The organism is Paenibacillus silviterrae (assembly GCF_030167925.1).
Lineage (GTDB): Bacteria > Bacillota > Bacilli > Paenibacillales > NBRC-103111 > Paenibacillus_G > Paenibacillus_G silviterrae.
In genome coordinates this window covers 2,766,851-2,779,591 of sequence record NZ_JASKUT010000001.1, presented here as the reverse complement: position 1 = coordinate 2,779,591, position 12,741 = coordinate 2,766,851, and the positions used below count along the sequence as shown (strand labels likewise).

The following is a 12,741-nucleotide window of genomic DNA, read 5'->3' as shown; positions in this document are numbered from 1 at the left end:
TTTGGAAAATCTTATTTGCATTGAAGGGGGACTCATCTTGAATTTGATGTTTCTGAACAGCTTGGAGAAGAAGACAGAGGAGGATCGGGTAAGAACGGCCCAGGTATCGATCGGCGAGGCACAGGGGACATGGTACGTGATGTGGAGTGATATTAAGGAGGACGGGAGAGCCTCGCAGGAGTCCTGGTACGAGGGTATTCATTGGGATGAGATGCTGGCCGTGTTCCGCGAACGGATCCTGGAGAAGCAGCTGGAAGGGTTTATCCCCTTGCTGGAAATGGGTTCCGGTGATCTTACGGTGGACGGGAGGACCATGTACATTCAGCGTCTCCACTACTACAGTGAAGCGAATAGCAACGAGGAGCTTTACGACCAGCTTCGCCAATGGAGACTGAAACAGGCAGGCAAGGAGGGGAAGGCGCCCTTCATCATCGCAACGAACCGGGTGTTGAAGCTGATCAGCACCTTCGTTCCGAAAACGGAGGAGGAGCTGCTGCAGCTTCCGGGCATCGGGAAGAACAAGGCGGGGCTCTATGCGGCGGATATTTTGTCCATGACGGCGGAGCAGGAGCAGAAGCGTGCTTTCCCGCTGTCGTGGGTGGCGGAAGAGGTCACGCAGGGGGAGTTCTTCGCATGGCTGCTGCAGGAGAAGGAGAGGAAGCGGAAGGCGGAGGCGGACAAGCAAGAGACCAAACGCAAGCTTCTTGAGGTGATTACGAAGGGGGAAAAAATCGATTCGCTCCAGGAGCAATCGCGCATTCAGCGAAGAGATCTGCTGCTGTGGATTGAGGAGCTCGACCGTGAGGGCTATGATCTGGAGCCTTACATCGATAGGATGCTGAGCGAGGTGCCGGAGAAGGAACGCGAGGCGGCTTGGCAGGCCTTCGAGCTGCAAGGGGACCGGTACCTTAAGCCGATATTGCAAGCGATGTACAAGCAGGAGGAGCTGTCGGCTAAGGACGCGGATCGGGTATACGAATGGCTTCGGCTATTGCGGCTGAAATTCCGCAGGACGAATGCTGCGACTACGGCAAGAGAGGCGGGGTAAGAGCAATAATGCCAGGAAGGGTGAGGGGCTTCCGTTTGGAGCCCCCTCTTTTTCCGTGAAACAGATGGAAATCTATTGAAGACGAGCAGGCACTGGAGTATCATGAAGATAAGAGAGTCCAAGGAGGAAACAGAACATGGAGGAAATCAAATCCATTCTGCAGGCCGTGCTGGAGAACCAGGAGATCACGAACGCCAAATTGGATGCGTTATACACGCGAGTTGACACTATGGAGGTCAGACTGGACGGTAGAATCGATTCATTAGAAGGCAGAATCACTTCATTGGACAGCAGGATGGATTCCTTGGAGAATCGGCTTGACCGCGTCCATCACAGCCTGCAGCTTCAGATCGATGAAGTGGCTCTCGACGTCAAGCATATTAAGCGGGGTATGCGGATGCTCGAAACGGATCTTGTTTCAACCATCGATCGGGTACGCCAGATCGAGGATCAGCGCAGTATCGGTTAACCGCAGCAAACAACAAGAAAAAAGGATCGGCTCTACAGCCAATCCTTCTTGCGAAAATACCACAGCATGGTCAGTCCTACAACCACCATAAAGCATACGGCATATAAGCCGCCCAGCTCGGAATGGAGACCGGGGATGTAATCAAAGTTCATTCCATAAATGCCAGTGATGAAGGTCAAAGGCATGAAGATCGTCGTCAGCGCCGTAAATACGCGCATGATTTCGTTGGCGCGGCTCGCAATACTGGATTGATAAGCTTCTCTCAAGTTGCCCATCAAATCGCGGAACGTATCGAACGTTTCCGAGATTTTTACAGCATTCTCGTAAATATCGCCGAAGTACTTGCGAAGAGGCTCGCTGATCAGCCGCAAATCCTTGCGGTTCAGCGTGGCGATAACCTCTTTCTGAGGAATCAGCACCTTCTTAAGCCACAAAATTTCACTTCGCAATCCGATAATCTCGTTCAGATGCGATTTCTTCGTGTGCATCAGAATATCCTCTTCCAGCTTCTCAATCTTCGCTTCGATCCGATCGCCGACATTGGTATAATTATCGACAACGAGGTCCATCAGGTGATAGAGAAATTGGTCGGGCGAGGTTACTTCCTCTTCCCAGAGAATAGGCTTCAACGCACGGATCTCATTGATCTTCTGGCGCGTAACCGTGATGATGTAATGTTTCCCCAAAAAGATATTTAAGGCGCGAAGAAAAATCTCTTCGTCGTCAAAACGGATGCTGTTCATGACGATAAAATAGTGCGTGTCATAGAGCTCGATCTTCGGACGCTGCTCCTCCTCGGATAAGCAATCCTCGACAGCCAGCTCATGAAGATGGAATAAGGGCTGAAGCAGCTCAAGGTCCTCGATATCGGCGTCGATCCAATAAAATCCCCGTTCGGGCGCCTCCATCGTTAAAGTGATATCCTCCACCAGTGTAAAAATGCCGTCCTGCACCAAGCGTGCTTTCATGGCGCTCTCCCCCTTGTACGAAGTGTTCCGTCAAGGCTTCGAGGCAGCAGCGGTCGGCTGTCGGCAAACTGGCGGACTACAGGCGTAGCATGTCAGCGGATGCCGAACGAACGTAACGCGAGAGGCCGCAACGTCCTTGACGGAATTGTATGCGGTTGTTCCAAACAGAGATACTACTCCTCGGGTCTCCGTCCATTCGAAATACTGCACCCCTTTACACGATTTGTCCAAGATACTTGTCTAGTATAAACCTTCATTTTTCACAATTCAAGGAGAAAACGGCAGGAGTTGCGTTGAAATCCTTGCCTTTTGCTTAGTATATGAGTGCTGAGGGCGTTTGGTGCCGGATTATGGGGGCCTAAGGGGTGTAGGCGTCCCAATATCGATGCTTGACGAAGACCGTAATTTCGATTACATTAGTATTAACCCAAAACAATTGAATAGATTCGGTTTCAAACTCTTATCAAGAGCAGGTGGAGGGACTAGCCCGATGATACCCGGCAACCGACAATTTCTTTGCGCACGATGACGACGACACGATGAAAAGGCAAAGAATTGCACGGTGCTAAATCTTGCGGAAGCGGTATGTAAGCTTCTGAGAGATGAGAGAGGACGATGTGATATATACAAAGGCCTCTTCTCGCCCGCGCGAAGATGGCCTTTTTTGGTGCTCCGCGGCAGGCGCAGGAAACGACGAATCCCAATCCTACATTCGAAGGAGTGAGCCAAATGCCTATTAAGATTCCTGATTTTTTACCGGCGAAAGAAGTGCTGATTAATGAGAATATTTTCGTGATGGATGAAAGCGTGGCCTTTCATCAGGACATTCGTCCTCTGCGCATCGCGATCCTGAATTTGATGCCGACGAAGGAAACGACCGAGACTCAGCTGCTGAGACTTATCGGCAATACTCCCCTTCAGGTCGAATTCGTGCTCCTGCACCCGAAAACGCACACCTCGAAAAATACGTCGCAGGAGCATTTGGCTCAATTCTACAAAACCTTCGAGGATGTCAAGCACGAGCGGATGGACGGGATGATTATTACCGGAGCTCCGGTAGAAACGCTTGATTTCGAGGATGTGTACTACTGGCAGGAGCTGCAGCAAATCATGGAATGGTCCCGCGAGAACGTAACCTCGACGCTGCATATTTGCTGGGCGGCCCAGGCCGGATTGTATCACCACTTCAATGTTCCCAAGTATGCACTGGATAAGAAGCTGTTCGGCGTGTTCCCTCATACAGTGAACCGCCCTAATGTGAAGCTGCTGCGCGGCTTCGACGAGTTGTTCCTAGCTCCACAGTCACGCCATACGGAAGTGCGGCGGGAGGATATCGAGCGTCACCCTGATCTGGAGATTTTGTCCGAATCCGAAGAAGCCGGCGTTTATATTGCGGCAACGCGGGACGGGAAACAGATCTTCATTACCGGCCATTCCGAATACGATGCGTGTACGCTGAAGAATGAGTATGACCGCGATGTGAACAAAGGAATGCAGATTGATATCCCCCAAAATTATTACCCGAACGACGATCCTTCGAGACAGCCGTTGAATACATGGCGTGCGCATGCGAATCTGCTGTTCTCCAACTGGCTGAATTATTATGTGTATCAGGAAACGCCGTTTGATCTTCACAAAGGAGAGTACGTCATATGAGTCATGAGAATTGGAAAATCGAGAGCCGTCTCGCACAGATCGGTTCTCAAGAAGAGCCGGTGACAGGCGCGATCAGCTTCCCTGTCTACCAGGCGACGGCATTCCGCCATCCGAAGCTCGGGCAGAGCACAGGCTTCGATTATGCCCGTACGAAAAGCCCGACGCGGAAGGTACTCGAGGACGCCATCGCTCAGCTGGAATCCGGTGACGCCGGGTTCGCCTGCAGCTCGGGCATGGCGGCATTGCAGACGATTTTCGCCTTGTTCAGCCAAGGTGATCATTTGATCGTTTCGTTAGACCTTTATGGCGGTACCTACCGTTTGCTTGAGAAAATCATGTCCAGGTTCGGCGTGACCGCAACCTACGTGGACACGAATGATCTGGATGCACTCGAATCCGGCGTGCAGCCGAATACGAAGGCGGTATTGATCGAGACTCCGACCAATCCGCTGATGATGGTTACCGATCTCGAGCTGGTATGCGGATGGGCGAGAAAGAAAAACATTCTTACTATCGTTGACAATACGCTGCTGACGCCGTTCTTCCAGCGTCCTCTGGAGCTCGGGGCCGACATCATCATCCATAGCGCGACCAAGTATTTGGGCGGACATAACGACGTGCTCGCCGGGCTTATCGTGACTAAGGGCAAGGAGCTCTCCGAGCAAATGGCCTTCCTGCACAATTCGATCGGCGCCGTTCTGGGACCGCAGGACAGCTGGCTGCTGATGCGCGGGATGAAGACGCTGGCGCTTCGTATGGAGCGTCACCAGGAGAATGCGACGAAGATCGCCACCTTCCTTCAGAATCACCCGCAGGTAGAGTCTGTGTATTATCCTGCGCTGGAATCCCATCCGGGTCATGAAATCCAGAAGAAGCAGTCCTCCGGCAATACCGGGATCTTCTCTTTCAAGATGAAGGATGCGCGGTACATCGAACCGATCCTACGGCACATCAAGCTCATCGCCTTCGCTGAAAGCTTGGGCGGAGTAGAGTCGCTCATGACGTATCCGGCGGTGCAGACACACGCAGACATTCCGGAGGAAATTCGCCGCAAGGTCGGGGTGGACGATAAGCTGCTGCGATATTCCGTAGGGATCGAGCATGCTGACGATTTGATTGCGGATCTTTCCCGTGCCATTGATTTGGCTCAGGCTGAGCTTGAAGGGAAGAAGTAAGGATCGCACGATCCATAAATGCCATAACCTACCGACCGCCTCGAGCCTCAGCGCTGGATGGCGGTCTTTTGATGTAGCCGTAAGGCTGCTTTTATGTTAGGATGGACTCATAAAGGAGTGAAGCGTATGCGTTCTATAGACCGCATTCTAGATCAGGCATTAGCCGGAAACCGCATCAGCGCAGAAGACTGCATGGAGCTCTACGAGTCGAACGAGATTGAGAAAATGGGCCATGTCGCCAACCAAATCATGCTGCGGTTTCATCCGGAACCCATTACGACGTTTGTCATCGGCCGGAATGTAAACTATACCAATATATGCGATGTGTATTGCCGGTTTTGCGCATTTTACCGTCCACCAGGCTCGGAGCAAGGGTATGTTCTCCCGGATGAGGTTATTTTCCAGAAAATTCAGGAAACCATCGATGTAGGCGGTACGGAGATTCTGATGCAGGGCGGCACGAACCCGAACCTGCCTTTTAGCTATTATACAAACTTATTGCGTGAGATTAAGAAACGGTTTCCTCAGATTACGATGCATTCGTTCTCCCCTGCAGAGATCATGAAGATGAAGGAAGTGTCGGACGGTCTCTCCTTGGAGGAGGTTGTTCGACAAATTCATGAAGCGGGTCTGGATTCCTTGCCGGGCGGGGGAGCGGAGATTCTCGATGATCGGACAAGACGTAAGATCAGCCGCTTGAAGGGGTCCTGGCGCGATTGGATGGACGTCATGCAGACGGCCCATCGCGTAGGAATGCATACTACCGGTACCATGGTCATCGGCTTCGGGGAATCGAGCGAGGAGCGCGCACTGCACTTGCTGCGGATCCGGGATGCGCAGGATGAATGTGTAGCAAACGGCTGGCCGTCCGAAGGATTCAAAGCGTTTATCTCGTGGACCTTCCAGCCGGATAACACGAACATGAAGGCCGAGAAGCTGGGTGCCGAGGATTATTTGAAAAATGTGGCGATCAGCCGCATTATGATCGATAACATTCCGAACTTCCAGTCCTCCTGGGTGACCATGGGACCGGAGGTCGGCAAGCAGTCCCTCCATTATGGATGCAACGATTTCGGGTCCACTATGATTGAAGAAAATGTGGTATCCGCTGCGGGTACGACACATAAGGTGAATATTGAGAGCATATTGCGCCTGATCAGAGAGGCCGGCAAAATTCCGGCACAGCGCAACACAAAGTATGATATTCTCCGCGTGTTTGACGACGAGCAAGCAACTCGCGTAGATAAAGATTTTATTATGCAGAACTAATGCACTACAAAATAAGCGCCGCATTTCCCGTAGCTACATCGTGGGAGATGGGCGCTTTTTCTGTTGATCCGATGCAGTGTAAACTACGGTTTGATTCCGGCCGTTACGCTTGGCTTCATACAAGGCCTCATCCGCTCCGATGAACAGTTCCTCTTTTCTGCAGCCCTGCTCGTAGGAGTGTATGCCAATGCTGATGGTTACCGGCTGATGATCCAGCTCCGGATGCTTCATGAGCGCAATGGACTTTCGAATGTGCTCGGCCTGCTCTACAGCGGATTCCGGCGACGTGTCGGTGAACAAAACGGCAAATTCCTCCCCCCCATAACGGGCGGCAAAATCATTGGGCGAAACCATGTCCCGAAGGACGGAAGCCACACGCTTTAACACCGCATCCCCCGCACGATGTCCGTAGGTATCGTTCACCTTCTTGAATCGGTCGATGTCGAGAACCGCCAAGGTAAAGTCGAGGTGATGCTTTTCTCCATGCAGGATGAGCTCGTCCAGGTATTCATGAAAGGACATATGGTTGTATAACTCCGTCAACGCATCGGTCTTGGACAGCTTGTCCATCAGTATATTCTGAATACGAAGCTCCTGCTCGGAAGCAAGGGCGGTACGCAAAAATTTCAGCAGCTCGGCTCCGCGGCTAACAATCCCTAAGGCTACGGCCCCTCCTACGATCAATGCGCCAAGCATGGCAAGCAATTCATTTAATTGATAAATGCTGTACTGTGTCATTTGCCCCGCATAGAGGTAAATAAAGCTTAGCAAGCTGATAAGGAGCCCGAAAACGACTTTTCTTCGCTGAAAATAAAAAACGGAGACCATGATGGGCAGGTAAAGCGTAGTCAGCAGAGGACTAGTCAAAGGAAAAGAAATGATCAGGTTGACAGCAAGCAGCGCTGCACCGAAGAGGACAATGTAGTCTTGCCATGGCTTAAGGAATGCGTGGAGCGCTTCCACCAGCAGTAGGCTTGCGCAAATCCGAAGGGTATTCACGGAGATGATAGGTACGATTTCGGAGGATGACCCTTGCAGCCAGACCACCGCATCGAAGATCGCCGTTAGTAGAACGGATAAGCCAACAATGCCCCAAAAGCCGGTAAGAAGTCTGCGATTCCACCGGGGCAGATGGACGTTCTGCAGCAAATCAAACGACATATACCATTTCACTCCATTAATTACAGGTACTGTAAAAATGTGTTGACTTTCATTTATTTACTATACCATGGTCCCTTGTTGTTTGTATATATGCTTCTACCTGACCATATACTTTAAAGGAGAGTGAAGGGTCGAAAAGGAGTGATTGGACTTGAAGCTGTTTACGGTAACATTAATGAAGAGCCCGGAAGAACTTGCAGAAAAGCTTGTCATGGCCATTCAACGATCCGACTATTATGTACATAATAAGGCGAAGCTCGATCTGTCCGTGAGACGCGGAGACGGCTTTTTTTCCATCGACTTGTATGGACTTCTGCCGCATTTTACTTTAAATGCCGAGGTTCATAGCCTATATCATGATACGGCGGAGCTGCTGGCCGATTATATTCTGGATGAAGCGGAAGCGGATCTCCTTCATATGCTGATCCGCAGGGAGTTCGACTACGATCAGGAAGAGGATATCCGGTCCATAATGGATTATTGTCTTCAAATGCTGGACGGATCGGAGGAGACCGACGAACCGATGTCCGGCCAGAAGGCCCGGCAGAGACGCAGACACAAGATCGTGCTTGAACTGGAGGATTATTTGCAGCAACATACGGAACTTCATTTGGAGGGCTTCCTGCGCTTCCGCCTAGGCTCTTACCTTGACGAGCTGAGGGATGTCGTGGAGTATGCTGTGGATGAGTATGTAATGGATCGTCAATATCAAGAGTTCATCTCGCTGCTCAAATATTTCGTCTATATCCAGGAAGCGAAAATTCCGTTCGTACATTTGATTCATAAGGGCGGAAATGAGTTTATGCTGCTGAACGACCGTATGGAGCAAATCGATACCGACGATGCGGAAGCAACAGTGACGATGGAGATGCTCGAGAAGGATATGAATTTCGAGGATATGATCGTGAGTACGCTGATCACAGTCTCTCCGGGACAGGTGTACATTCATACGCGAGAGCCGGACGTTCAGGTGATCAAAACGATCAAGCAAATATTTGAGAACCGGGTTGAAATTTGCAGCTACTGCCGTCTGTGCCACCAGCTTGACCGAACGACGGCGGCTGAATATAATAAAGGATAAAGCGGACATCAAAGTCACACTTTGCCGAAACGAACGATCCAGAGAGAGGGGACTCGGCTGCAAGCCCCTTGCGCGACGACGGTGAAGTACCCCTTTGTAGCTGCAGCTTGGAACCTTGCATCCTGCCCGGAGGCAAGCAGTATAAGCCGCCGAATCATTCCCGTTACCGAATGTCTAGAGGATTCGTGATCGTCGTAAGAGGATATTCCCTTCGGATGCGAATCGAATTAGGGTGGAACCACGAGCTAAGCGCACTCGTCCCTTTGAGGATGATGCGCTTTTTTATATTTCACAGCATGCAGGAGGTAAGAAAGTTATGGCTATCAAGGTAACATTCCCCGATGGTGCCGTTCGCGAGTACGAGCAAGGCATCACAGTGGAGGAAATTGCAGGCTCTATCAGCCCGGGTCTTCGCAAAAATGCGGTTGTCGGCAAGGTAGACGGTAAGATGGTGGATCTGAGCACACCGCTTGAGCAGGATGCGGGACTCGAGATCGTAACGCTGGACAGCCAGGACGGCCTGGAGGTTTATCGTCACAGCACGGCACACTTGCTGGCTCAGGCGATTAAGCGTATTTACGGCGAGAAAAATGTGAAGCTCGGCATCGGTCCCGTCATCGAAGACGGCTTCTATTACGATATTGATATGGAATCCTCTCTGACTCCGGATGACCTGGTTCGGATCGAGAAGGAAATGGAGCGCATTGTAGGCGAAAACCTGCCGATTCGCCGTCGTGAGGTAAGCCGCGAGGAAGCAATCCGCATCTTTACAGAGCTGGAGGATCCGCTCAAGCTGGAGCTGATTCGTGATCTGCCAGAGGATTCCGTCATTACAATCTATGATCAAGGCGAATTTTTCGACCTGTGCCGCGGCCCGCATTTGCCTTCGACCGGACGAATCAAAGCCTTTAAGCTTCTGAGCGTAGCCGGTGCTTACTGGCGCGGAGATTCGAAGAACAAAATGCTGCAGCGCATTTACGGTACCGCCTTCCCGAAAAAAGCGGACTTGGACGAGCATCTGCATCTGCTGGAAGAGGCTAAGAAGCGCGACCATCGCAAGCTCGGCAAGGAGCTGAAGGTGTTCACCTTCGCCAACGAGGTAGGACAAGGCCTGCCAATTTGGCTGCCGCACGGCGCCAAAATCCGCCGGACAATGGAACGTTACATCGTCGATCTGGAGGAGCGTCTCGGCTATCAGCACGTGTACACACCGGTTCTGGCGAATGTGGAGCTGTATAAGACAAGCGGACACTGGGAGCACTACCAAGAGGACATGTTCCCCAAAATGGTCATGGATAACGAGGAGCTTGTTCTCCGCCCGATGAACTGCCCTCACCATATGATGGTATATAAGAGCGAAATGCGCAGCTATCGCGATCTTCCGGTCCGTGTAGCCGAGCTTGGCACGATGCACCGTTACGAAATGTCAGGCGCTCTGACCGGTCTCCATCGTGTGCGTGCCATGACGCTGAACGATGCCCATATTTTTTGCCGTCCGGACCAGATCAAGGAAGAGTTCGCTCGCGTTGTCAATTTGATTCGTCAAGTATACGAAGACTTTGGAATCAAAGAATATCGCTTCCGTCTGTCTTACCGAGATCCCAAGGACACCGAGAAGTATTTCCAGAACGACGAAATGTGGGAAATGTCCCAGCGTATGCTGAAGGAAGTGGTAGAGGAGCTCGGTCTTCCTTATTTCGAGGCGGAAGGCGAGGCGGCATTCTACGGTCCGAAGCTGGACGTGCAAATCAAGACCGCGCTGAAAAAAGAAGAGACCCTCTCGACGGCGCAGCTCGACTTCTTGCTGCCGGAGCGCTTCCAGCTGGAGTATGTAGGCCAGGACGGTCAAAAGCATCGCCCGGTTGTCATTCACCGCGGCATCATTTCGACAATGGAACGTATGACGGCCTTCCTGCTTGAGAACTTTGCAGGCTCCTTGCCGACTTGGCTGTCGCCGGTTCAAGCGAAAATTTTGCCGGTTTCCACAGCGTTCGACGCTTATGCGAAGGAAGTGACGGAACAGCTTCAGCAAGCGGGCATTCGGGTAGAGGCCGATCTTCGCAACGAGAAGCTGGGTTATAAAATCCGTGAAGCGCAGCTGGAGAAAATTCCGTACATGCTTGTCGTGGGCGAGAATGAAGCCAGCTCGAAGAGCGCATCCGTTCGGAAACGGGGGCAGGGCGACTTAGGCGTCCAGCCGCTGGATGAAGTCATCGGCTTGATCAGCGAGGATATCCGATCGAAGCAAGTATAAATTGTATTTAGAGGCTGTGTCCGAGAGATACCTTGGACACAGCCTCTTTTTGCCGTTCATGGATGAACATGGGTTTATGCGTATAATCCCCTCCCTACTTGGAAAACCTGAAAGACATAAGGGGAGGTTACAAACCAACTTATGTTATCCAATACGGCAAGCCATGCAAAATGGATCTGTCTAGTTACTGTCATTCTTACTGCGTTCGTGTGGTTCGAACAGGAGCGTCCTTCTTTGGCCGGCCAGGGGGCACCGAGTGCTGCACCGCCTGTGGAAGGCACTCTGGTACCGAATGCTGCCGCTGTTGCCAGCAGCAAGCCGGAAACGAAGCCGGAGGCCCCGGCAGCGCCAGTCTCCACACAGAAAGCCAGAAGCTATAAGCTGTTCCCGAATACGAATCAGGACCTGTCCCGTTATTCCTCGATTGAGGTAGTAGCGACCGGCTATTATGCAGGGAAGGAATCGACGGGGAAAAATCCCGGCCACCCGGAATATGGACTGACAAGGTCCGGTCTTCGCGTACTGCGCGATGAATATGCTTTCTCTACGATTGCGGCTGACCCCGCTGTGTTCCCTATCGGTACCGTACTGTATATTCCCGGTTACGGCTATGGAGTCGTTGCAGATACCGGAAGTGCGGTAAAAGGGAATCGCATTGATCTTTATTTCGAGACGAAGGATCAAGTATATAAAGAATGGGGAAAGAAAACCCTCAACGTTTATGTGGTCAAAAGAGGCTCCGGAAAACTGACCGAAGCAGTCTGGTCCGAGCTGAAGAGGGATACATTTGCTAACATACCGTCTGACAAGCCCGCTAATACTAAGTAACAAGCGGGAGGTGAGAAGGATGGCAAAAAACAAAAACAAGAATAATAAAAAAATCGATACGGAGTTTGCCGAAGAGGTTTTTGCGGAGAAGGTAGCCGAGTCAAACGCAAAGAAAACCCAAGGCAGTGGGTGTGAGAGATAAACTATAAGAATAGCTGACATAAAAAACGGAGAAATAAGAGCTTCCGGTCCTTTGAAGGATGATGAAGCTCTTATTTCTTCATTTCCGAACAAAAATGGATGTTTTCAAGCCGAATGTTTTGGTGTAATATATAAGTATTGTGATAAATGTTAACATCAAAGGGTGATGTTTCGTGCTGAACGCTATAATAACAGGGAGTACAAAGCCGGTGACTCATCGGAAAGCGGCGGAGGTTTACCCTTTTCTGGAGACGTTTATCGCCAGAAAAGAGGAACAAATCGTTGAAATGGAGCAATTGATCGAGCGTTATGAGAAAAAACGGCAAATGGAAGAGCGTAGCTACCAGTCCATGTCAGGTTTGCGCAGGATGTTTGCCGGGAAAAAGCCGGATCATCATTTGGCGGTTGAGTATATTCATTATGTTAAGCGCCCGATGGAGCAAATTCGCCAATTACGTTTGGAAGTGGAGAATGCACGGTCGATATTGCAGAGCAGCAAGCCTGCGGATCTTGTGACGATTAGTGATGATTTGGCCAAAGAGATGATATAAAGGCTAGAAGCTATAGAGGCTGAATCCTTAGGTGTATGCATGCCAAGGAAGCAGCCTCCTTTTTATGTTATGCCGCTTCGGCAGTTTGCCCGGGAACGGGACCTTGTCTTGTTAAAATAAGCCCCGCAGGCAGCCTGCGG

The 12,741-nt window shown here is 51.0% G+C and carries 13 protein-coding genes and 1 riboswitch; of the genes, 10 read left to right on the top strand and 3 right to left on the bottom strand.

All coding sequences use genetic code 11. The features are described 5' to 3' along the window. Positions 1–46 precede the first annotated feature (46 nt). Positions 47–1,048, top strand: a complete 1,002-nt coding sequence (locus QMO62_RS12750; RefSeq protein ID WP_284644934.1) for an HRDC domain-containing protein — start codon at positions 47–49, stop codon at positions 1,046–1,048. Positions 1,049–1,184: 136 nt separating this feature from the next. Next, positions 1,185–1,517 carry a coiled-coil domain-containing protein gene (locus QMO62_RS12745; RefSeq protein WP_284641336.1) on the top strand — a complete coding sequence of 111 codons (333 nt, stop codon included), beginning with the start codon at positions 1,185–1,187 and terminating at the stop codon, positions 1,515–1,517. 32 nt (positions 1,518–1,549) lie between these two features. On the opposite strand, the gene corA is transcribed toward QMO62_RS12745, so the two are convergent. Then, positions 1,550–2,485 (bottom strand): magnesium/cobalt transporter CorA, encoded by a 936-nt coding sequence (gene corA / locus QMO62_RS12740; RefSeq protein ID WP_284641335.1) that lies wholly within the window; start codon positions 2,483–2,485, stop codon positions 1,550–1,552. A gap of 457 nt (positions 2,486–2,942) precedes the next feature. After that, positions 2,943–3,094, top strand: a riboswitch (SAM riboswitch). Between the two features lie 120 nt (positions 3,095–3,214). Between corA and metA the strand changes: the two genes are divergently transcribed. From metA to mqnC, 3 genes are all read left to right on the top strand, one after another. Continuing rightward, on the top strand, positions 3,215–4,141 hold the full coding sequence (gene metA, locus QMO62_RS12735; RefSeq protein WP_284641334.1) for a homoserine O-acetyltransferase MetA: 927 nt from the start codon (positions 3,215–3,217) through the stop codon (positions 4,139–4,141). After that, the gene (locus QMO62_RS12730; protein ID WP_284641333.1) at positions 4,138–5,316 is read left to right on the top strand and encodes an aminotransferase class I/II-fold pyridoxal phosphate-dependent enzyme; all 1,179 of its coding nucleotides are present in this window, start codon (positions 4,138–4,140) and stop codon (positions 5,314–5,316) included. Before metA ends, QMO62_RS12730 begins: the two co-directional genes overlap by 4 nt. 126 nt (positions 5,317–5,442) lie before the next feature. Next, the gene (gene mqnC, locus QMO62_RS12725; protein ID WP_284641332.1) at positions 5,443–6,585 is read left to right on the top strand and encodes a cyclic dehypoxanthinyl futalosine synthase; all 1,143 of its coding nucleotides are present in this window, start codon (positions 5,443–5,445) and stop codon (positions 6,583–6,585) included. A gap of 33 nt (positions 6,586–6,618) precedes the next feature. Here mqnC and QMO62_RS12720 read toward each other — a convergent pair whose 3' ends face one another. Then, entirely contained in the window at positions 6,619–7,746 is a 1,128-nt protein-coding gene (locus tag QMO62_RS12720) for a GGDEF domain-containing protein (RefSeq protein WP_284641331.1), read from the bottom strand. 151 nt (positions 7,747–7,897) lie between these two features. Between QMO62_RS12720 and ytxC the strand changes: the two genes are divergently transcribed. Next, the gene (ytxC, locus tag QMO62_RS12715; protein ID WP_284641329.1) at positions 7,898–8,827 is read left to right on the top strand and encodes a putative sporulation protein YtxC; all 930 of its coding nucleotides are present in this window, start codon (positions 7,898–7,900) and stop codon (positions 8,825–8,827) included. 14 nt (positions 8,828–8,841) lie between these two features. Here the strand turns inward: ytxC and QMO62_RS12710 are convergent, their stop codons facing one another. Further along, positions 8,842–8,985 (bottom strand): hypothetical protein, encoded by a 144-nt coding sequence (locus QMO62_RS12710; RefSeq protein ID WP_284641328.1) that lies wholly within the window; start codon positions 8,983–8,985, stop codon positions 8,842–8,844. Between the two features lie 158 nt (positions 8,986–9,143). On the opposite strand from QMO62_RS12710, the gene thrS reads away from it, so the two are divergent. The 4 genes from thrS (at position 9,144) to QMO62_RS12690 (ending at position 12,601) form a co-directional block, all read left to right on the top strand. Continuing rightward, positions 9,144–11,081 carry a threonine--tRNA ligase gene (thrS, locus tag QMO62_RS12705; RefSeq protein ID WP_284641327.1) on the top strand — a complete coding sequence of 646 codons (1,938 nt, stop codon included), beginning with the start codon at positions 9,144–9,146 and terminating at the stop codon, positions 11,079–11,081. 141 nt (positions 11,082–11,222) lie between these two features. Beyond that, complete coding sequence (locus QMO62_RS12700; RefSeq protein WP_284641326.1) at positions 11,223–11,909, top strand: 3D domain-containing protein; 687 nt, start codon at positions 11,223–11,225, stop codon at positions 11,907–11,909. A gap of 19 nt (positions 11,910–11,928) precedes the next feature. After that, entirely contained in the window at positions 11,929–12,051 is a 123-nt protein-coding gene (locus QMO62_RS12695; RefSeq protein ID WP_284641324.1) for a hypothetical protein, read from the top strand. A 208-nt stretch (positions 12,052–12,259) separates the two neighbouring features. Next, positions 12,260–12,601, top strand: coding sequence for a hypothetical protein (locus QMO62_RS12690; protein WP_284641323.1), 342 nt, complete (start codon positions 12,260–12,262; stop codon positions 12,599–12,601). Positions 12,602–12,741 lie beyond the last annotated feature (140 nt).

Excerpts from the sequence above, each read along its gene's own strand:
- QMO62_RS12750 (WP_284644934.1), top strand. The coding sequence starts at position 47 with ATGTTTCTGAACAGCTTGGAGAAGAAGACAGAGGAGGATCGGGTAAGA.
- QMO62_RS12745 (WP_284641336.1), top strand. The coding sequence starts at position 1,185 with ATGGAGGAAATCAAATCCATTCTGCAGGCCGTGCTGGAGAACCAGGAG.
- corA (WP_284641335.1), bottom strand. The coding sequence starts at position 2,485 with ATGAAAGCACGCTTGGTGCAGGACGGCATTTTTACACTGGTGGAGGAT.
- metA (WP_284641334.1), top strand. The coding sequence starts at position 3,215 with ATGCCTATTAAGATTCCTGATTTTTTACCGGCGAAAGAAGTGCTGATT.
- QMO62_RS12730 (WP_284641333.1), top strand. The coding sequence starts at position 4,138 with ATGAGTCATGAGAATTGGAAAATCGAGAGCCGTCTCGCACAGATCGGT.
- mqnC (WP_284641332.1), top strand. The coding sequence starts at position 5,443 with ATGCGTTCTATAGACCGCATTCTAGATCAGGCATTAGCCGGAAACCGC.
- QMO62_RS12720 (WP_284641331.1), bottom strand. The coding sequence starts at position 7,746 with ATGTCGTTTGATTTGCTGCAGAACGTCCATCTGCCCCGGTGGAATCGC.
- QMO62_RS12710 (WP_284641328.1), bottom strand. The coding sequence starts at position 8,985 with ATGATTCGGCGGCTTATACTGCTTGCCTCCGGGCAGGATGCAAGGTTC.
- thrS (WP_284641327.1), top strand. The coding sequence starts at position 9,144 with ATGGCTATCAAGGTAACATTCCCCGATGGTGCCGTTCGCGAGTACGAG.
- QMO62_RS12700 (WP_284641326.1), top strand. The coding sequence starts at position 11,223 with ATGTTATCCAATACGGCAAGCCATGCAAAATGGATCTGTCTAGTTACT.
- QMO62_RS12695 (WP_284641324.1), top strand. The coding sequence starts at position 11,929 with ATGGCAAAAAACAAAAACAAGAATAATAAAAAAATCGATACGGAGTTT.